Source organism: Ruegeria sp. D1(2025) (assembly GCF_056536425.1).
Window position 1 is genome coordinate 451,124 of the sequence record NZ_JBQFPO010000001.1, and the last position, 19,531, is coordinate 470,654.

The 19,531-nt window shown below is 60.0% G+C and carries 20 protein-coding genes; 3 read left to right on the forward strand and 17 right to left on the reverse strand.

Translation table 11 applies throughout. The features are described from left to right. Positions 1 to 27 precede the first annotated feature (27 nt). The 17 genes from ACR1XU_RS02380 to ACR1XU_RS02460 form a co-directional block, all read right to left on the reverse strand. On the reverse strand, positions 28 to 672 hold the full coding sequence (locus tag ACR1XU_RS02380; protein WP_480905402.1) for an SDR family NAD(P)-dependent oxidoreductase: 645 nt from the start codon (positions 670 to 672) through the stop codon (positions 28 to 30). A gap of 42 nt (positions 673 to 714) precedes the next feature. Continuing rightward, a complete protein-coding gene (locus ACR1XU_RS02385; protein WP_170677395.1) occupies positions 715 to 963 on the reverse strand; it encodes a hypothetical protein in 249 nt (82 codons plus the stop codon). Positions 964 to 1,208: 245 nt separating this feature from the next. Continuing rightward, positions 1,209 to 2,732 carry an amidophosphoribosyltransferase gene (purF, locus tag ACR1XU_RS02390; RefSeq protein ID WP_170610695.1) on the reverse strand — a complete coding sequence of 508 codons (1,524 nt, stop codon included), beginning with the start codon at positions 2,730 to 2,732 and terminating at the stop codon, positions 1,209 to 1,211. 650 nt (positions 2,733 to 3,382) lie between these two features. Beyond that, positions 3,383 to 3,952: a CvpA family protein gene (locus tag ACR1XU_RS02395; RefSeq protein ID WP_170610697.1), complete on the reverse strand. Its 570-nt coding sequence runs from the start codon at positions 3,950 to 3,952 to the stop codon at positions 3,383 to 3,385. Positions 3,953 to 3,992: 40 nt separating this feature from the next. Continuing rightward, positions 3,993 to 5,357 carry a DNA repair protein RadA gene (gene radA, locus ACR1XU_RS02400; protein WP_170677391.1) on the reverse strand — a complete coding sequence of 455 codons (1,365 nt, stop codon included), beginning with the start codon at positions 5,355 to 5,357 and terminating at the stop codon, positions 3,993 to 3,995. Positions 5,358 to 5,490: 133 nt separating this feature from the next. Further along, complete coding sequence (locus tag ACR1XU_RS02405) at positions 5,491 to 6,273, reverse strand: kinetochore Spc7 family protein (protein WP_480905406.1); 783 nt, start codon at positions 6,271 to 6,273, stop codon at positions 5,491 to 5,493. Between the two features lie 153 nt (positions 6,274 to 6,426). After that, positions 6,427 to 6,879, reverse strand: a complete 453-nt coding sequence (locus ACR1XU_RS02410) for a paraquat-inducible protein A (RefSeq protein WP_480905409.1) — start codon at positions 6,877 to 6,879, stop codon at positions 6,427 to 6,429. Positions 6,880 to 6,889: 10 nt separating this feature from the next. After that, complete coding sequence (locus tag ACR1XU_RS02415; RefSeq protein WP_480915580.1) at positions 6,890 to 7,282, reverse strand: hypothetical protein; 393 nt, start codon at positions 7,280 to 7,282, stop codon at positions 6,890 to 6,892. Then, a complete protein-coding gene (locus ACR1XU_RS02420; RefSeq protein ID WP_480905415.1) occupies positions 7,282 to 8,028 on the reverse strand; it encodes an ABC transporter ATP-binding protein in 747 nt (248 codons plus the stop codon). The genes ACR1XU_RS02415 and ACR1XU_RS02420 overlap by 1 nt, the downstream gene beginning before the upstream one ends. Further along, positions 8,025 to 8,807: an MlaE family ABC transporter permease gene (locus tag ACR1XU_RS02425; RefSeq protein ID WP_170610714.1), complete on the reverse strand. Its 783-nt coding sequence runs from the start codon at positions 8,805 to 8,807 to the stop codon at positions 8,025 to 8,027. The genes ACR1XU_RS02420 and ACR1XU_RS02425 overlap by 4 nt, the downstream gene beginning before the upstream one ends. Continuing rightward, entirely contained in the window at positions 8,804 to 9,838 is a 1,035-nt protein-coding gene (gene alr / locus ACR1XU_RS02430; RefSeq protein ID WP_480905418.1) for an alanine racemase, read from the reverse strand. Before alr ends, ACR1XU_RS02425 begins: the two co-directional genes overlap by 4 nt. A gap of 46 nt (positions 9,839 to 9,884) precedes the next feature. Next, positions 9,885 to 10,823 carry an isopenicillin N synthase family dioxygenase gene (locus tag ACR1XU_RS02435; protein ID WP_480905420.1) on the reverse strand — a complete coding sequence of 313 codons (939 nt, stop codon included), beginning with the start codon at positions 10,821 to 10,823 and terminating at the stop codon, positions 9,885 to 9,887. A gap of 174 nt (positions 10,824 to 10,997) precedes the next feature. Further along, positions 10,998 to 12,488, reverse strand: coding sequence for a replicative DNA helicase (locus ACR1XU_RS02440; RefSeq protein ID WP_170610722.1), 1,491 nt, complete (start codon positions 12,486 to 12,488; stop codon positions 10,998 to 11,000). 200 nt (positions 12,489 to 12,688) lie between these two features. Then, positions 12,689 to 13,366, reverse strand: a complete 678-nt coding sequence (locus tag ACR1XU_RS02445; RefSeq protein ID WP_480905423.1) for an orotate phosphoribosyltransferase — start codon at positions 13,364 to 13,366, stop codon at positions 12,689 to 12,691. Positions 13,367 to 13,768: 402 nt separating this feature from the next. Continuing rightward, positions 13,769 to 14,260, reverse strand: a complete 492-nt coding sequence (locus ACR1XU_RS02450; RefSeq protein WP_480905425.1) for a CinA family protein — start codon at positions 14,258 to 14,260, stop codon at positions 13,769 to 13,771. After that, the gene (locus ACR1XU_RS02455) at positions 14,257 to 14,754 is read right to left on the reverse strand and encodes a phosphatidylglycerophosphatase A family protein (RefSeq protein ID WP_170677368.1); all 498 of its coding nucleotides are present in this window, start codon (positions 14,752 to 14,754) and stop codon (positions 14,257 to 14,259) included. The genes ACR1XU_RS02450 and ACR1XU_RS02455 overlap by 4 nt, the downstream gene beginning before the upstream one ends. Then, on the reverse strand, positions 14,751 to 15,881 hold the full coding sequence (locus tag ACR1XU_RS02460; protein WP_480905428.1) for a bifunctional 2-C-methyl-D-erythritol 4-phosphate cytidylyltransferase/2-C-methyl-D-erythritol 2,4-cyclodiphosphate synthase: 1,131 nt from the start codon (positions 15,879 to 15,881) through the stop codon (positions 14,751 to 14,753). The genes ACR1XU_RS02455 and ACR1XU_RS02460 overlap by 4 nt, the downstream gene beginning before the upstream one ends. 181 nt (positions 15,882 to 16,062) lie before the next feature. Here ACR1XU_RS02460 and dusB point away from each other — a divergent pair, with 181 nt between their 5' ends. The 3 genes from dusB to ACR1XU_RS02475 are packed head-to-tail and all read left to right on the forward strand — an operon-like array spanning position 16,063 to position 19,520. Beyond that, complete coding sequence (gene dusB, locus ACR1XU_RS02465; protein WP_480905431.1) at positions 16,063 to 17,046, forward strand: tRNA dihydrouridine synthase DusB; 984 nt, start codon at positions 16,063 to 16,065, stop codon at positions 17,044 to 17,046. After that, positions 17,043 to 18,110 (forward strand): ATP-binding protein, encoded by a 1,068-nt coding sequence (locus ACR1XU_RS02470; protein ID WP_170610739.1) that lies wholly within the window; start codon positions 17,043 to 17,045, stop codon positions 18,108 to 18,110. Before dusB ends, ACR1XU_RS02470 begins: the two co-directional genes overlap by 4 nt. 42 nt (positions 18,111 to 18,152) lie before the next feature. Then, positions 18,153 to 19,520 (forward strand): response regulator, encoded by a 1,368-nt coding sequence (locus tag ACR1XU_RS02475; RefSeq protein ID WP_480905434.1) that lies wholly within the window; start codon positions 18,153 to 18,155, stop codon positions 19,518 to 19,520. Positions 19,521 to 19,531: the final 11 nt, after the last annotated feature.

Genomic DNA, 19,531 nt, shown 5'->3' on the forward strand with positions numbered 1-19,531 from the left:
CGGAGGCATGGCCCGTCAGGGCCATTCCTATAGCAGCGCCAGAATAAGCGCGGCCTCGTCCGCTGTGCTGGTCAAGGCTTCGCGGTCTTCACCGGGATGGAAGCGGGCGCGCACGGCGGTTGGCATTGGCGCAGGTTTCACGATGGAAACCCGCGGTCCTGTCCGTTCGGTCTCGGCCGCCCAACTGCGGGCCAGCGCCATCTGCGCGGCCTTGGTTGCGCCGTAGATGCCATAGAACTTCTCGCCCGCCTTGGGGTCGTCAAAGAACACGGCGTGGCCAGTTTCGCCCAGCAGCGGCGCAATATATGGGATCAGCACCGAGGTTGCGTTGGCGTTGGTATTCACCGCCTTGGTCCATTCCTTGGGGTCGATGAAATGCGCAGGTGTCAGTGCCGAGGTGTGGATTGCGGTGTGCAGCCAAAGATCGACCTTACCCCAGCGGTCGTGAATGCCCCGGCACAGGGTCGCCATTGCGTTAGGATCAGCAATGTCCATCGGCGCCAGAGTGGCGCTGCCGCCCTTGGCCTTGATGCGGTCGTCCAGTTCCTCAAGCCCGCCCGTGGTGCGGGCAACGGCAACAATGTGGTGTTCGGGCGCCAACGCTTCGGCCAGAGCGGCACCCAGCCCGCGCGAGGCCCCGGTGATGAGGGCGATTTTGGTCTGATCAGTCATGGTTGCGGTTTGGACCCGTGCGCGCAGGGCGTCAAGTCGCGATCACGAGCCGGGAATGGCAATCCGGTGCGTTTGGCCGCTTTGTCGCAGCATGATGCCGTCTTCATCAATCGCAACAATAGTGCCCGAAGCCACTCGGCTGCCGGTTTTGACCTCTTTTACGCGGCCCGAAGACATCCGCATCAATGCGCGCATATTCGTGGAGGGGCCAAAGACACCAAGGAGGGAAACAGATCCCTTTTTCAGCGCACCTTTCTGGGTGGCTGCGGCCTTCACTTTGGAGTTCGACATAAGTTCTGGCCGGGCAGGGCCCGGTCCCTGTTATCGGGTGGTGGTTGGCTTGCGCGTACCAAATGCGTTCGACGAACAAAAGCCCGGTTGAACGTGGCGACACGGGCAAGTGATCACGCTGGAAGGAACCGGTTGGATTCATGCAGCGTTCGCCGCCGGGTTGTGAGCGGAAACCCACTCATACATAGCTTTCGGGCGGTGGGTTGGTTCGAATCGTGCGGCCGGATCGTGTCAGTTGACGCAGTTCAACCAGACGCGAGCTTGGCTGCGTTCCACGACCCGCCGACAACCATCATGTCCTGTTTCTTCTGGCTGACCCGGCTGCTGTTTTCGAGGCTTTCAAGATATTCCTCGCTGACACTTCCGGTTGGGTAATTGCCGTCAAAACACGAGCAGTCGAATTGCTTGATCTCGGGGTTGCCTTCTTTTGCGGCCCAGATCAGGTCATCCAGTTCCTGATAGAACAGGGCGTCCGCGCCCAGTTCCTGGCGGATTTCCTCGATTGTTTTGCCGTTGGCGATCAGTTCATGCTTGGTGGGCATGTCAATGCCGTAGACATTCGGGTATTTGACCGGGGGCGAGGCGCTGGCGACGTACACCTTTTTGGCGCCGGCCTCGCGGCACATCTGGACGATTTTCTTGATCGTGTTGCCGCGCACGATCGAATCGTCGATCAGCAGAACGTTCTGGTCCTCGAACTCAAGCGGAATGGCATTCAGCTTGCGGCGCACGGATTTCTGTCGTTCCTGCTGGCCAGGCATGATGAATGTGCGCCCGACGTAGCGGTTTTTGACCAGACCTTCGCGATAGGGGATGCCGGTGATCTTGGCGGCCTCGAGCGCGACGGGGCGTGCGCTGTCCGGCACTGGGATGATGCGGTCGATCTCAAGCCCCGCAGCCTCGATCTGGCGGGCCAGCGTTTGGCCCATGCGCATCTGTGTTTTGTAGACCGAGACGCCGTCCAATAGCGAATCCGGCCGCGCAAGGTAGACGTATTCGAAGATACAGGGGGTCAATTGGCCCTCAACCGCCTGGAACGCGTGCATGTTTCCTTCCAGATCGATCAGGATCGCCTCACCGGGTTTCACGTCACGCAGCTTGTCAAAGCCGTTGATCCCGAATGCCACGTCCTCGGACGCAAAGGCATAGTCGTCGCCATCTCCGTCCACATCGCGTTTGGCGACGGACAGGGGACGGATTCCATAGGGATCGCGGAACGCCAGCATGCCGACGCCGGCAACCAGACAGATCACCGAATAGGCACCCTGAACCCGCTCCATCGTCATCTTTACGCCGGCAAAGATATTGCGAATGGGCTCGGCATTGCCGTTGACCTTGATGGCATCGGCCACCTTGTCGGCCAGAACATTCAGCAGGATTTCCGAGTCGGATGTGGTGCGCAGGTGGCGGCTGTATTTGCCAGTGACCTTCTCGCGCTGTTCTGCGGTGTTGGTGATGTTGCCGTTATGAACAAGATAGATGCCGTAAGGCGCGTTCACGAAGAACGGTTGGGCCTCGGCCGCGCTGAGCGAACCTGCCGTGGGATAGCGGACATGACCAATACCGGTTTTTCCCAGAAGGGTTTCGGCGTCTTGCGCGTTGAAGACGTCCTTGACCAGCCCGTTCGCCTTCTTTTCACGAAAGTACTCACCGTTATATGTGACGATGCCCGAGGCGTCCTGACCCCGGTGCTGCAGCATCAGCAGCCCGTCATAGATTTCCGCAAAGACATCATGTGTCCTGCTTGCGATCCCCAAAATCCCACACATGTACGGGCTCCAATTCCTATGACGTTCTTGTGCTGAGTGTTCTCAATGGCCGGAACCGGAGTATTTGCCGGATGGTATTCGTACCCGTTGTCGCCAGTCTTCAGAACGGCAAAGTCGCGCCATCGCAAAAAGGGCAAGCGCGAAAGAAAACAGATACAGCAAGACCGGCAGCTCCGATTCCATGTCGGTTTGGGTTCCACATAATACCTAACGGCGCGTGTGTCATCTAACGATCACAATCGCGATTTGCCGCAGGCCAATATTTGTCTGAATTCACGCGGAAGATGACATTTTTTCCGACTTATGCTGTCATGCGAACAATGCCGACCGTTAAGGCGGTTTGTTATCGGACTGGATGTTACCTATGTGGCAGCATAAGCCAAAGGCCAAGGAAGCGGCCCCAGCAAAGCGCCGATGTCACCGATGCCGGGGCATGGGACGTGCGCCATGCCAGATCTGCAACGGTGCCGGAGAAGTGGTCAAAAGCCGCGATATCCTTGGCAAACCGATCTCAAGCAGATGCGACGGATGTTTTGGGTTGAAAACGATCCGATGTACGGTCTGCGGCGGCGAGGGGTTTGTCTGAGACCCGCAAACAAAAAGGCCCGGGCATTGCCGGGCCTGTCTGCAAACTAAACTGATAAGGCGTATCAACCTTCCGAGTTGCCCGCGGTGCAGCTGGCGACCAGTTCTTCATACTGGGTCGTAACCCAACCTAAGGCCGCTTCTGGGTTTTGCTCTTCGATCTTGCCACTGAACTGTTCGAAGACTTTGGCCGAACGGCTTTCGTCAACGATGGTATAGCTTTGGCCGGTCATCACCGTGTCGTAGACAAAGAAGGCGATGGCCACCAACAGAATGCCCCGCGCGATGCCGAAGAAAAAACCGAGTGCCTGATCCAGGCCGCCAAGCGCCGAGCGCTGGACCAGCGATGAAAACAGCGGCGTGAAGATGCTGACCACGATCAGTGCGATGGCAAAGACACCCGCAAAGCCGGTGATCACCGACAATTCGCAGCTGTCGCGCAGGAAGTCTCCGACGACCGGGATTTCCTTGACCAGCGGAACGGCCTGTGGTGCGAAGATAAAGGCCAGAACTGCGGCGGCGACCCAACCTGCGATGGCCATAACCTCGCGCATGAAGCCGCGCGAATAGGCCAGAATGCCCGACAGCACGACGATCAGGGCGACTACCCCGTCAATTATTGTAAAACCTTCCATGGCCCTCGCCTGTTCGTTTTCTGCCCCTCGGGGCGCGACTTTAACCTGCTCCGAAGGTTTCGCCAACAAACCCGACCAAATCAGAGGGTCGGGTGAGTGTCAGACCTGCCACAGTGCCGGTTTTGCCACCTGCCGGAGCAATTGCCGCCGTGAAACCAAGTTTTTGCGCTTCTTTCAACCTGTTTTCGGTCTGCGGGGCCGGTCTAAGTGCCCCGGAAAGCGAGATTTCTCCGAAAACGACCGTGTCGGCGGGCAGGGCCGTGTCCTCACGCGCGCTGAGCAGTGCTGCGGCCACGGCCAGATCGGCGGCGGGTTCGCTGACTTTCAGTCCGCCTGCCACGTTCAGGTAAACATCGAGACCGGCAAAGGGGATACCACATCGGGCTTCGAGCACAGCGAGGATCATCGCAAGCCGTCCGCTGTCCCACCCGACGACAGTGCGGCGGGGCTGGGAATGCGGCGAGGGCGCGACGAGGGCCTGCAATTCCACCAGCACGGGCCGGGTGCCCTCGATCCCGGCAAAGACGGCCGAGCCTGGGCTGGGTGTGCCACGTTCCGACAGAAACAGAGCCGAGGGGTTCGTGACCTGTGCCAGCCCTTTGCCGGTCATTTCGAACACTCCGATTTCGTCGGCGGGGCCAAAGCGGTTCTTGACCGCGCGCAGGATGCGGAACTGATGGCCACGCTCGCCTTCGAAATACAGCACCGTGTCGACCATATGCTCGACCACGCGGGGACCGGCGATCTGGCCTTCCTTGGTGACATGGCCAACCATGATGATTGAGACCCCGTGGCGCTTTGCAAAGGTCGTCAGCTCGTGAGCCGCGGCGCGGACCTGTGACACTGAACCGGGGGCGCTGTCGACATTGTCAGCCCACATGGTCTGGATCGAGTCGATGATGGCGAGGCCCGGTTTTTCTGTTTCCAGCGTCGTCAGGATGTCGCGCAGGTTGGTTTCAGCGGCGAGTTGCACGGGGGCGTCTTCCAGCCCCAGACGGCGCGCGCGCATGCGGACCTGCGCGCTGGCTTCTTCGCCCGAGACATAGATTGTCTTGACGCCTGCCCGGGCAAATCTGGCCGCTGCCTGCAACAGCAGGGTGGATTTGCCGATGCCGGGGTCGCCGCCGACCAAAAGGGCCGAGGCAGGCACAAGACCGCCGCCCAACACCCGGTCCAGTTCTTCGACGCCGCAAAGGGTGCGCGGCGGGGGTGTTTCCTCGGTCGACAGGTCGGACAGCGCAACGGCCTGTCCACGCTTGCCGCCCAGCGATTTCTTAGCCGGGCCGGCGGAAAGGGGCGTTTCCTGAGTGATGGTGTTCCATTCACCGCAGGCGTCACATCGTCCGGACCAGCGTGAATGCGACGCGCCGCAGGCGTTGCAGGAGAAAGAAGTCGTTTTAGCCATGGCGCAATTCGTGCCCGAGCCGGGGCGGTTCTTCAAGCCCTTGCGGGGCTTTCTTCACCGCCGGTGGCGGCCACGACCTCGGGCCCTGCGGGCCGTCGGCCATGGCGGGCGCTGGCGCGCCGGGGTGGGTGGCTTATTCGGCGGCCCGGGGCGGTGACATGGCAATGACGCTTGCGGCGCCGGGGTCACTTCCGTCGGGCGGTGTTTGCAATTGGGTCGAAAGTTCAGGCAGAAGCTCGAACAGTTCGTCGCGAAGGCGCGCAAGCTGGGATTTGGCGATGGATTCCTCGATCTCGATATCGCGGGTCCACTGGCGCAGCTCGTGCTGGACGGTCTGGGCATCTTCGATTCGTTGACGGAACAGCTCGATCTCTTCCTGACGTTGTTTCAGGAAGGTGCGGGCGCGGGCCACTTTGTCCGCGCCATAGGTCTGTGCCAGTTCGTGGCTGACCTGGCTCATCTGTGCGGCCAGTTCCAGAACCTCGGGTTCGAGCGACTGTAGGTCCGGGTGATCGCGCAGAAAGGCCAGGCGTTCCTTTACCGCGTCGAACTCGGAGGCAAGCGCGAAGGCTCCGCTGCGGTCGGCGGCATGGGCCACCTGATAGGCATCGACCACATCCTGCATGTTCAGGGAAAACTTGCGATGCGTCTTTTCCAGCGCCATCATTCTGGCGTTTGAGGGCAGGTAGAAGGCCAGCATGAGAATCAGTGCAGTCAGGCCGCTCTGGACAAACATGCCCGCATCTATCGTGCCGGACCCTGCAATTCCGGCCTGCACCGACAACCAGGGCCAGACGCCGGCGGCCGATAGAGTGGTGGCGAAAACCGCTGCGAGGGCCGACGCGCAGATCAGGAAAAAAGTCAGTCGTAGAAAGGCATTCTGACATTGCAATGTGATAGTATGGATGGCGTACATGACGTCCCAACTCCTTCTCGCAAACCGGCACTGGCCGGGTCCGGGCGGCGGGGTTCGTCAAACACACAACGTGATCCGCAATGGACCGGCAAGGTACAAATACTAAACTGCTCGAATTAGGAAGATGATACTCAGTATAATGATTTCAATCAATTAGACCTGAGGATTTCGTGAACTGCATGTCATTTCCGTAACGTGGCCCACAGCGATTGACGCCAGAATGCAGCCCGTGAACAAGTAAAGACCCCACGCTATTTCGATGGTGGCGTAGGAGATGCCCTTGGCCAGCGTGATGTAAAGCGCGATGAGGAAAATGTCGGCCATGGCCAGTTTGCCGAGGATGTTCAGCGCGGGTTGGACGCGGGCGTCCAGCAGATCCCACTGGACCAGCGCGGTGCCGATGGTTTTGATGTAGGGCGCGAAGAGGGCGAAGACTGTGACGATCAGCGCGAGGAAGACGTCGGATCTCCAGAGGGATTGCAGGCCGGTGATGACGCTGATTTCGCTGAGGCCGAAGATCGGCAGCAGACCCGCGCGCATCAGCGGGGCGAACCACGCGATGGGGTAGAGGATCAGGAGGGAGAGGGTGGCGAGGCGGAGGGTCATGTGTGCAGACTTAGGCACTCATGCCTTTGACGGAAAGCGTTAAACCCACAATGTAAGTCAATAAGATGGCTCCAACGAGGAGGTCAGACTGTAGTTTGTGTGATACTGTTGATCGCAATTTCCGATGCAGGATGACTGCAGAAACCACTGAGCCTCCCATAATTGGAGCTAGTGATATTTGACCTTTAATACCAAAAGCTTGCGACAAAAGAACGCCGACTAGCATGCCGGGTAGCAGGCCTTTGACCATCGAAAAGATCACTGGAAAGAAGATTACTTCAGTTTTGAGTGAACGGGGTACTCCTGATTTTTCTCCGATGAAGTGAATAATAAACCAAGCGATCGTTACCGACAAAAGGTAATAAAATAGCAATTGTTGCAGGACAACTATTGCGTCGTCCATCACCGCACCGCCTCAATCGGCCCCTCGGCACTGCCACTTATGAACTGCTCCACATAAGGATCTCCCGAGGCGTCCATTTGGCCGACCGGGCCGGTCCACTGGATGACGCCTCCGTGCAGCATGGCCACGTTGTCAGCAATCGCGCGGACCGAGCTCATGTCGTGGGTGATGGTCATCGCGGTGGCGCCCATCTCGGTCACAATCTCGCGGATCAGGTCGTTGATGACGCCAGACATGATCGGGTCTAATCCCGTGGTGGGCTCGTCGAAGAAAATGATCTCCGGCTCGGCGGCAATGGCGCGGGCGAGGCCCACGCGTTTTTGCATCCCACCTGACAGTTCGGCCGGAAAGCGGTCGGCGACGTTGGATTTCAGGCCCACGCGGCGCAGTTTTTCGATGGCGATCTCGCGCGCTTCCTCCGCAGGGCGTTTCAGCGAGCCGCGCAGCAGGCGGAAGGCGACGTTTTGCCAGACGGGCAGGGAGTCGAACAGCGCGGCACCCTGAAACAGCATTCCGAACCGGGCCAGAAACGCATCGCGGTCGCCTTTGCTGGCATCTTTGCCGTCGACATAAATCATGCCGTTGTCGGGCTTGATCAGGCCGAGGATGCATTTCAGCGCCACGGACTTGCCGGTGCCCGAACCGCCGATGATGACCATCGAGGTGCCCTTGGGGATCTCAAGGTTCATGCCCTGCAGCACTTGATTGTCGCCAAAGGCTTTTTGTACGTTCTCCATCCGTATCATAGCGAGAAGAACACCCCTGTCAGAACGAAGTTTGCGGCGAGGATCAGCACAGCGGCGGCCTCGACCGAGCCCTTGGTGGCGCGTCCCACGCCCTGCGCGCCACGGCCCGAATTCATGCCGTAGTAACATCCCATGATGGCTGCGATCATGCCGAAGGCTGCACCCTTGACCAGCGACGAGACGATGTCGCGGGTTTCAAGGAAATCCACGGTGTTTTTAAGATAGGCCGCCGGATTGAAGCCCAGGTTTTGCGTGGCGACCGTATAGCCGCCCATGATGCCGATTACGTCGCCAACCGCGACCAGAGCAGGCACGGTGATCAGCGCCGCCAGCACACGCGGGGCGGTGAGGTATTTCATCGGGTGCGTGGACAACGTGACCAGCGCGTCGATCTGCTCGGTCACTTTCATCGTGGCGATCTCGGCGGCGATGGACGAGGTCACGCGCGCGGCTATCATCAGGCCAACCAGCACCGGACCAAGCTCGCGCACCATGCCGATCGCGACGATCTGGGGCACGACGGCTTCGGCATTGAAACGCGCGCCGCCCGCGTAGATCTGCAGCGCCAGCGCGCCGCCGGTGAAAATCGCGGTCAGGCCGACGACGGGCAGCGACAGCCAGCCGATATTCAGCAGCGCGATGCCGAATTCGCGCGGGTAAAACGGCGGGCGAAAGATATGAGAGACTGCATCCAACGCGAACAGTCCGACACGGCCGAATGCCGCCAGCATGGTCAGGACGACGCGTCCAAGACCACCCAGAAGGGAAAGGGGGTTCATTCCACGTAGCCCTTGGAGTATCGGTTGCCCAGTGAGGTCAGAATTTCATAGCCAATGGTACCCGCGGCCTCGGCCAGATCATCCACGGTTTGATGTCCGTTCAGAATACGCAGACGCTCGGGCGCATGCGGCAGGTCGGTGACATCGACGGTGATGAGATCCATCGAGATGCGGCCGACCACGGGGCATGGCTGATTGCCAGAGAACATGTCTATGCCGCCACCGATGGCGCGGTGCAGCCCGTCGGCATAGCCAGCCGCGACGGTTGCAATCCGTGACGGTCGGCGCGCGGTCCAGCTGTTGCCATAGCCAACGGTTTCACCCACGGCCAGATCCCTGATCTGCACAACAGGCAGATCGGCTGTCACGACGGGTTTTGCGGCGGCGAACGGCAGACCGCCATATAGTCCGACGCCCGGGCGACAGAAGTCGAAATGGAATTCGGGTCCCAGTAAGATGCCGCCGGTGGCCGCCAATGATCTGGGAGCGGCAACCCCGTCTGTCATCTCGCGGAAGGTGCGCAACTGTTGTTGGTTCATAGGGTGATCGGGCTCGTCCGAACAAGCCAGATGTGACATCACCACGACCGGGTTCAGTGCCTCGGCCTGCGGGCGCAGTGCGGCCCAGTCGGAAGGTTCCAATCCCAAACGGTTCATGCCGCTGTCGAGCTGAATGCCAAAGCCGTGATCCGGCAGTGCCTCGCGATGGCGCTGAAACTGCTGAGGCGAGTTGATCAGCGGTATCAGATCGTGATCCCGCAGCAGATCGGCGTCGCCTTCCATATGGCCGGAGAACACGCCAATCATGGGGCCGGGGCCGACCGCCTGCCGGACAACGGCGCCTTCTTCGGCGACGGCGACAAAGAACTTCCGGACGCCTTCTTCGGCCAGCGTCGCCGAGACAGGCCCGGCACCCAGGCCATAGGCATCCGCCTTGACCACGGCGCCGGTTTCGACATCCGTTTTTGCGTCGAGTGCCCGCCAATTGCTGGCGAGCGCCTGAAGATTGATCGTCAAACGTGCAGTACTCATGGAACTGTTCATGACATTGGATCGCGGCAGGTCAAGAGGGAATGCTTCAATTCCCCTCGGGTTTATGGGCCTCATAAGCAGCTTCAAGCTCAGATCGCAGGAAATCGGCAAACAACAAAGGCTTGAACCCGGGGGCGCCGGTGCCGGGCAGAGGTTCGACAATTGTGCTCACATGCGGGTCAAAGAAGAACGGCACGCTGTATCGTTCACGACCCGAACGGTTGATGACGCGATGCGGTGTGGACAACAGGCGGCCATTCGACATCCGATGCAGCATGTCCCCAACATTGACGACAAATGCCCCGGGGCGTGTGGGGACATCGACCCAATTTCCGGCAGGGGTTCTGACCTGCAATCCACCCACCTGATCCTGAGCCAGCAAGGTCAGGCAGCCAAAATCGGTATGGGGTGCCGAGCCGAACAGATCACCAGGGCTAGCTTCGGATTGCGGTGGATAGTGCAGCAACCGCAGCCAGATGGTCGGAGTGTCGAAGGCCGAAAGAACAGAGAAATCGGTGGCGCCACTGGCCTTCAGGGCAATTCTCATCAACCTGCGCCCCAAGTCGGACATGGCGCGGGCATAGGCCTCCAGCGTGGTCCGAAAACCCGGCAGATCCGGCCACCGGTTCGGGCCTGACAGGTAGATACCGGGATCGGCCTTTGTGTCTTCGCGCATCATCATGAAGCTTGCCGACTGATTGGGTTTGGTCACATCGGCCAGGGTCGAGTTTACATCCGTTGACGTATCGATGGCGATATAGCCGCGGTGGGTTCGGTCAACGGCGATCGCAAGCTTTTTGTCAAGCGGCAGCGCGTGAAACTGTCTTGAGGCTTCGAAGACATCGCTGATCAGACCGGCATCTATGCCGTGATCCTCGATATAGCCGAAGCCTGTTGTTCCATAAGCAGCCCGAAAATCGGCTGCGATTTCATCCTCGGGGCGCGCGCCCAGACGGATGACGGGGATTTCAGTGAATTCTGTCATTGTTCTTTCGCTTTGTTGAGGAAGATTGCAGGGGCAGAAAATGCCCCCGATCTATCCGGCAAAGCGTTTGCGGCGGTGCCCGAAGTGGCGTTCAAGCACCACGCGACGGGGTTTATGAGCAAGACAAAACAGCATGGCCCGATCCGTGCATATCAGTTTGCCAAGGTCAAGGGATCAATATCCTTCGATCTGTCCGCCCTGTTGCCAGGGTTTGACCAGATTTCCGAAACGGGTGAACTGGGCCTCGAAGGACAGCTCGACCGTGCCGATGGGGCCGTGACGCTGCTTGCCGACGATGACTTCGGCCTTGCCGTGCAGGCGTTCCATGGCCTGCTTCCACTCTTCCATCTTTTCCAACTCGTGATCGCCGGGCTTTTCGCGTTCCTTGTAGTATTCCTCGCGGAACACGAACATCACCACGTCCGCATCCTGTTCGATCGATCCCGATTCCCGCAGGTCGGACAGTTGCGGGCGCTTGTCGTCGCGGTTTTCGACCTGACGGGACAGCTGAGACAGCGCGATCACCGGGATGTTCAGTTCCTTCGCGATGGCTTTCATGCCCATCGAAATCTCGGCGATCTCGTTGACACGGTTGTCGGACATACCGCGGCAAAGTTGCAGATAGTCGATCACCAGCAGGTCCAGCCCATGGGTGCGTTTCAGCCGCCGTGCGCGGGCGGCCAGCTGTGAAATCGGCAGGGCGGGCGTGTCGTCGATGAACAGGGGGCACGCCTCAAGCTCCTTGGCGGCATCGACGAAGCGGCGGAACTCGGCTTCGGTCATGTCACCTTGGCGGATCTTGTGCGAGGAAATCTCGGACGCTTCGGCCAGAACCCGACCCGCAAGTTGCTCGGCGCTCATCTCCAACGAGAAGAAGCCGACCACTCCACCGTCAACCGCGCCCTCGCTGCCGTCCGACTTCAAGCCACGCTTGTACGCTTTGGCCACATTGAAGGCCACGTTGGTCGCCAGCGATGTTTTTCCCATCGACGGGCGGCCCGCCAAAATGATCAGGTCCGATGGGTGCAGGCCCCCCAGTTGCTTGTCCAGATCGGCCAGACCGGTGGAAATCCCTGCCATGCCGCCACCGCGCTGGTACGCCTCGTTGGTGACATTGACGGCTTCTGTGACCGCCTTGAGGAAGGATTGAAAACCCTGTTCGGTCTGGCCCTGCTCGGACAACTGGTAAAGCTGCTGCTCGGCCTCGACGATCTGTTCTTTTGGTTCGCTGGAAACGTCAACCCGCGCCGCCTTGTCCGAGATGTCCCGGCCCAGACGGATCAGTTCGCGCCGGATGGCGAGGTCATAGATCATTTGCGCGTAGTCATGCACCGCGAAGGCGCTGATCGAGGCGCCGGCCAGTTTGACCAGATAGGCCGGCCCGCCAAGTTCCTTCAGGCCTTCATCCTCGGCCATGAAAGATTTCAGCGTCACAGGCGAGGCCAGCGCATTCTTGGCGATGCGCGCGGCCGCGACTTCGTAGATGCGGGCGTGGACCGGATCATAGAAATGCTCGGCTCCGATGATCGAGGCTACCCGGTCATAAAGGTCGTTATTGGTCAGGATCGCGCCCAGAAGCTGCTGCTCGGCCTCGATGGAGTGCGGCATTGTTTCAGCGTTCTGAATTTGCGCCGCTGCCTGCTCGATACTGCTGATCTCGTTCATTGCTGTTCTCTTGCCCCTTGGACAGAGGCCATAACGCAGCGCCCTGAGTCGGCGCAAATTGTATGTTTTCTGGGGATAGCCTGTGCATATCTTCCCGCCCCATCATATTGCAGGATGGGGCAGGGGTCCGTCAACATGTTGTGGATGGAGCGTCGGGCGTATTCGGCAATGTTTCCGATTGGGAAACGGTTTGCGTCACGTCAGCCCTTGTTCGCTTCCTGCCAGCCGCGCGGATCGTTCAGGAATGCTTCGACCCCATCAAGTGTTTCCTGATCAAACGCTTTTTGCGCCTTGGCCTCGGCCAGAACATCCCACCAGGTACACAGGCTGTGCAGTTGCACCCCATGATCACCCAGGGTTTTTTCGGTTTCGGGGAAGATGCCGTAGTAGAAGATAACGGCAGTATGCCCGCAGGTCGCGCCGGTTTCGCGGATCGCGTCCACGAAAGACAGCTTCGAGCCGCCATCGGTGGTCAGGTCTTCGACCAACAGAACGCGTTCGCCTTCGCTCATGGCGCCTTCGATCCGGGCGTTGCGGCCATACCCTTTGGGTTTCTTGCGCACATAGGTCATCGGCAGAGCCATACGTTCCGCCACCATCGCGGCAAAAGGGATTCCCGCGGTTTCGCCGCCTGCAATGTTGTCGAATGCTTCAAAGCCCGCATCGCGCATCACGGTGACGGTCAGGAAATCCATCAAGGTCGAACGGATGCGCGGGTACGAGATCAGCTTGCGGCAATCGATATAGGTCGGGCTGGGCAAGCCGCTGGCCAGAGTGAACGGCTCGCGTGCGTTGAAATGCACGGCCTTGATCTCCAGCAGCATCCGCGCGGTCAGGCGGGCGATTTCGGTGCTGTCGGGAAATGAACTGGGGATCATGGCGGAACCTCGGGGCTGAAATGACGTTGCGGGCTGATAGCCCGTCTAAAGGGGCGCTGTCGAGAGGGGTTGGCCCAAAAGAAAAGCGGACCCTGAATAAGGTCCGCTTTTGCCCTTGCGGGCTGCTGGACGGGCCTAGGTGGGCTAGGCCTGCCCGGATCAGGGCATTTACGCGAAAGGGACTTCGCTGTGCAACCGGCAAATTGCCTCCCGCTTAGTGTCAGTCATGCCTGTGCGGTAGCTGAAACAGTATGCCCGCAGCCAAGTGGGCCGACCTGAGGAAACACGTTACAGCTCAGCACTTTGTGAGCAATGTGGCAGAAGAAAAAGGGGGGAACCGGCTGCCTGCGCCGCGGATGATGTTACTCGGCATCACGTGATTGTGCGTTGAGTGGTCTTAGGTCACAGGCCCTGAGCTTTGGCGCCTTTCTGGAGGTGCCGATACAACAGATCAAGGGCGTGGTCCCGTGCGGCAATGCGCACCTTGTCCCGGCCCAGGGCACCAAACTCGACGGTTTCGGTTATGGTTTCCTGACCTTCGGCCGCCAGACCGAAGCACACACGACCTTCCGGCTTGAATTCAGACCCACCCGGACCGGCAATTCCGGTGACAGAGACAGTCAGCTGAGCGCCCGAATGCTTCAGCGCGCCCTCTGCCATTTCCCGTGCGACCTGCTCTGATACTGCTCCGTGGGCTTCCAGAGTGTCAGCCTGCACGCCAAGCATCTGCTGTTTGGCGGTATTGGTGTAGGTGACAAAGCCGCGTTCCACCACGGCAGAACTGCCGGGAATATCTGTCAGCGCGGCGGCAACAAGGCCGCCAGTGCAGCTTTCGGCTGTGGCGATCATCACCCCCTTTGCCTTGGCCCGATTCAGGATGTCGGTGACGCTCACAGGCCCAATACCCCATGCGAAAAGCCGGCCAGCAGCGCGACGCAGATGGCTGAAAACACACCGGCGATCACGTCATCCAGCATCACGCCCATCGGGTCGCCACGCCGGTCAGCCCAGCCGACAGGGCCGGGTTTGGTGATGTCGAACAGGCGAAACAGCACGAAACCCGCCACCCAACCGGGCCAGAGCGCGGTGATTTCCAGCCCGTGCGCCCAGGCCGGGTAGGAAATTGCCCAGAGGGCGATGAACTGCCCTGCAACCTCGTCAATCACGATTTCCGACGGATCGTGGTCATCCTGACCTGCCGTCATGACCTTTGTGGCCCAGAGCCCTGCGACAAAGACGATCAGAGTAGCCAGGGCCAGCAAGGGGAAGCCACCCAGCGTGTGCAATACCCAGACCATCGGCAGCGCGGCCAGTGACCCCCAGGTGCCGGGGGCGGGGCGCAGGTAGCCTACGCCGCCAACGGTTCCAATCAGACGCGCCGCGTTCATGACTTCACCAGACAGGCCGTGGCCAGTGACGCGATGCCCTCACTGCGGCCGGTAAAGCCCAGACGTTCGGACGTGGTCGCCTTGACCGAGACCTGATCGGCCCGCAATCCCATGATATTCGACATTTCTTCGCGCATTGCGGGCGCGTGAGGACCGATCTTGGGATGTTCGCAAACAAGTGTGCAATCGACATTCGAGATGCGGTAGCCCATCTGTTCGGCCAGTTCGACCGCGTGCCGCAGAAATATCGCGCTGGCGGCCCCTTTCCATTGCGGATCCGATGGTGGGAAATGCTGACCGATATCTCCCTGCGCCAGCGCGCCATAGATTGCGTCGGTTACGGCGTGCATCCCGACATCGGCATCCGAATGTCCCTGAAGCCCGCGATCATGCGGCACTTTTACACCACACAGGATCACATGATCTCCATCACCAAATCGGTGAACGTCGTACCCGTTGCCCAGCCTTACTTCCATGTTCGTTCCCATGATACGTTCCGCCCGGGCAAAATCCTCGGGTCGGGTGATTTTGATGTTGTCTGCGTCGCCGGGCACGATAGCCACGCCTATCCCTGCCGCGCGGGCGACTTCAACGTCGTCCGCGGCGCCGCCGGGGTGTGCGGTATGGGCTGCAACGATGGCGTCATAGTGAAACCCCTGAGGGGTCTGGGCCGCATACAATCCAGTGCGATCCTGTGTGCCCGTGACAGCGGAACCGTCGCCGGTCCAGAGCGCGTCGGTCACCGCCACCCCCGGTGCTGCGGCGCTGTTGTCGTTCAGTGCCGCCAGTACGTCGAGGATGGTGGCGCGGCTGACACAGGGCCGGGCGACATCGTGGATGAGGACGTGTGTCACAGTCTTGTCCGCCAGTGCCTGCAGGCCATTGCGGACAGACCCGGCGCGGTCTGCTCCTCCCGTCGCCACAATCAGATCGGTACCGCCAAATTCGGCTCGGGCGGCTTGGTCGTCGGGGGAAAGGACCAGAACGATGTGATCGACCAGCCCCCGGAACCTGTCGAGTGTCCAGTCGGCCACGCGACGTCCGGCCAAAGTGCGCCATTGTTTTGGCGTTACGCCACCCGCGCGCATTCCGCGTCCGGCGGCGACAATAATGACGGCGGTGGTCATGAGGTCTGCTCTCCTGCGTTGGGTCATTGTTTAGGATGCGGTGAATGCAGAGGCAATCGCCCGCGTCAATCTGCCTAAAAATTAGGCATGTGATGATTTTGCAGGCTTGTGGCATGCGGATTTCTTGGTCATATGCGCAGAATTCGATATTAAATGCGCAACTGCCCAAGGAATAAGCACTTTGACCCTGCATCTTGCTGACAAGCCTTTGTACCCGCCGGTTTTGCTGGCGCCGATGGCCGGAATCACCGATCGCCCGTATCGCGATCTGGTGATGCGCTTTGGCGCGGGCATGGTTGTCAGCGAAATGGTCGCCAGCCAGGAAATGGTGCAGGCAAAACCGGGCGTGCGCGAACGGGCCGAGCTTTCGGCGGATGTCGAAAATACCGCCGTTCAGCTTGCCGGGCGTGAAGCACGCTGGATGGCGGAAGCCGCGCGGCAGGTCGCTGATCGCGGCGCGCGGGTGATCGACATCAACATGGGCTGTCCAGCCAAGAAGGTGACCAACGGGTATTCGGGTTCAGCCCTTCTGAAAACGCCCGACCATGCCCTGACACTGATCGAGGCGGTGGTGGAGGCGGTGGATGTTCCGGTGACGCTGAAGACCCGGCTGGGTTGGGACGACAGCCTGCTGAACGCGCCGGATGTGGCGCGCAGGGCGCAGGATGCCGGTATTCGGATGGTCACGATCCACGGTCGAACACGCTGTCAGTTCTACAAGGGACACGCAGACTGGCAGGCCATCCGTGCAGTGAAAGAGGCAGTGACCATTCCGGTCATAGCAAACGGCGACATCGTCGACACGCAAACCGCACGGACCGCCTTGGATCACTCGGGTGCCGACGGCGTGATGGTCGGACGTGGGGCGCAGGGAAAGCCTTGGTTGCCGGCGCAGTTATGTCACGACCTGTTCGGTGCCGACGCGCCGGACGTTCCGACAGGGCATGATCTGAGCGCGATGGTGCAGGAGCACTATCAGGCCATGTTGGATTTCTATGGACCCGACCTTGGTCTGCGCGTCGCTCGCAAGCATCTGGGGTGGTACATGGACGAAGCAGGAACGCCCGCCGCCTTGCGCCGCGCGATACTGACATCGCGTGATACATCCGAAGTTCTGCGTTTGATCGCGGATGCAATCCCGCATCAGGGGGAAGCGGCGGCATGACCTCGGATCAGAGCATTTGGGCCTCATTGCCGGTTCCGGCATTCATCATCGACGGTGACGACCGGATCGCCGACGTCAATTCGGCGGGTGAGGGGTTCCTGAACGCCTCGCGCCGTTCGGTTGTCGGGCATCCGGTGTGGGATCAGATAGCCGTCGACGCCCCCCTGGAGGAGGCGTTTCTGAGAGCACGGCAGAATGGTTCGCCGTTGTTCGTCAATGATGTGGATGTTGGATCGGGCAGCCGTGCGCCGCTGCAATGTGCGCTGCAGATCGCGCCGTTGATGGGCCATCCGGGATCAATGATCATGATCCTTTCTCCGCGCGAACTGGCCGGACGGATGACTCGCGGGAACACGGTGAAATCCGCCGCGCAATCGGCTATCGGAATGGCCGAAATGCTGGCGCATGAGATCAAAAACCCGCTGGCTGGCATCACTGGAGCTGCCCAGTTGCTTAGCATGAATATATCTCAGCAAGATATTGAGTTAACAGACTTAATTGTCGAAGAAAGCCGCCGGATCGTAAAGCTGTTGGAGCAGGTGGAGCAGTTCGGAAACCTGTCGCAGCCGGACTTCCAACCGGTCAACCTGCATGACGTGCTGGACCGTGCGCGGCGTTCGGCGCTGCTGGGGTTCGGCGCACATATGAAGATTGTCGAGGATTATGATCCGTCGCTGCCGCTGGCCTATGGCGATCAGGACCAGATCCTGCAGGTCATTCTGAACCTTCTGAAAAACGCATCCGAGGCAGCCGGGCCGGAAGGCGGGACCATTCGCCTGCGCACCTATTTCGAACATTCATTTCGTCTGCGGCGCAACGATGGGTCCGGCCATTCCCTGCCACTGCAGATCGAAATCATCGATGACGGCCCTGGCTTGCCCGAAGACATCCTGAGCGACATTTTCGATCCCTTTGTCTCTGGCAGGGAAAACGGCACGGGTCTTGGTCTGGCGCTGGTCAGCAAGATCGTCTCCGACCACGACGGCTGGGTTTCGGCCGAGTCGGTTCCGGGCCGGACGGTTTTTCGCCTGTCACTCAGGCGGGCGCCACGGGACGCGCAATGAAATTGAAACCGGCGGCAAATGGCATAGCAAGGAGAACAGCAGATGGATGGCACAGTTCTGGTCGCAGATGACGACCGCACGATCCGGACGGTTCTGACGCAGGCACTGACTCGTGCGGGATGCAAGGTGCACGCAACTTCTTCTTTGACGACGCTGATGCGCTGGGTCGGAGAGGGCAAAGGCGATGTGGTCATCTCGGACGTGGTCATGCCGGACGGCAATGGGCTTGAGATGCTGCCGAAGATCGCGCAGGACAGGCCGGGATTGCCGGTTATCGTGATCTCGGCCCAGAACACGATCATGACGGCAATTCAGGCGGCTGAGGCCGACGCTTATGACTATCTGCCGAAGCCTTTTGATCTGCCGGATCTGATGAAAAGAACGGCCCGGGCGCTGGATCAGAAGCAACGCCCGCAGTCTGGTGCCCCGGAATTGGTTCGGGATCGCCCGGAGGAATTGCCTCTGGTCGGGCGTACGCCGGTTATGCAGGCGCTGTACCGGCTGGTGGCGCGGGTCATGAACACCGATCTGCCGGTTATGATTTCCGGTGAAAGTGGAACCGGCAAGTCATTGATTGCGAAGGCAATACATGACTTCTCGGATCGTCGGACATTGCCCTTTGTGTCCGTCACCGCGTCTGAGTTGCGGGATCTGGAAGGACCCGCCCGCGTCATGGCGCGGGTTCGGGGCGGCACCCTGCTGATCGACGAAATCGCAGATATCGAAGACGACATTCAGGCCCGGATCGTGCGGATGATGGACAGCCCGGGCGATCATCTGCCGCGCTTCATGGCAACCAGCCAGTCGGACCTGACCGAAGCAATGGAAAGCGGCCGCGTGCGCCAGGATCTGTATTATCGTCTGTGTGGCGCGACGATCCACGTTCCGGCCCTGCGCGAAAGAATGGACGACATTACTTTGCTGGCCGATCATTTTCTGGCACGGGAAGAGCGTGAGACCGGCACGAAACGCTGGCTCAGCGGCGAAGCGGTTGAACTGGTGCGCCGTTATTCGTGGCCCGGGAATGTGCGGCAACTGGAGAACGCGGTGCGCCGCCTTGGGCTGACCAGTCAGGCGGATGAGATATCCAAAACCGAAGTCGAGATGGTTCTGGGCAGCCAGCCTGAGGCCGAACCGGTTCTGGGGGGCGGAGAGCGTGAGAAACTGTCGGCCTCGGTCGCGCGGCATCTGCGGCGGTATTTCGATCTGCACGGCAACATGTTGCCGCCTCCGGGACTGTATCAGCGTATCCTGCGCGAAGTTGAGGCGCCGCTGATCGAAATCGCGTTGGACGCAACCGGCGGAAATCAGGCAAAATGTTCGGATTTACTGGGGATTAACCGAAATACGCTGCGAAAAAAGATCATCGACCTCGATATTGAGGTGACACGCCGTCGCAAACTGATGTAATATCGCCACAC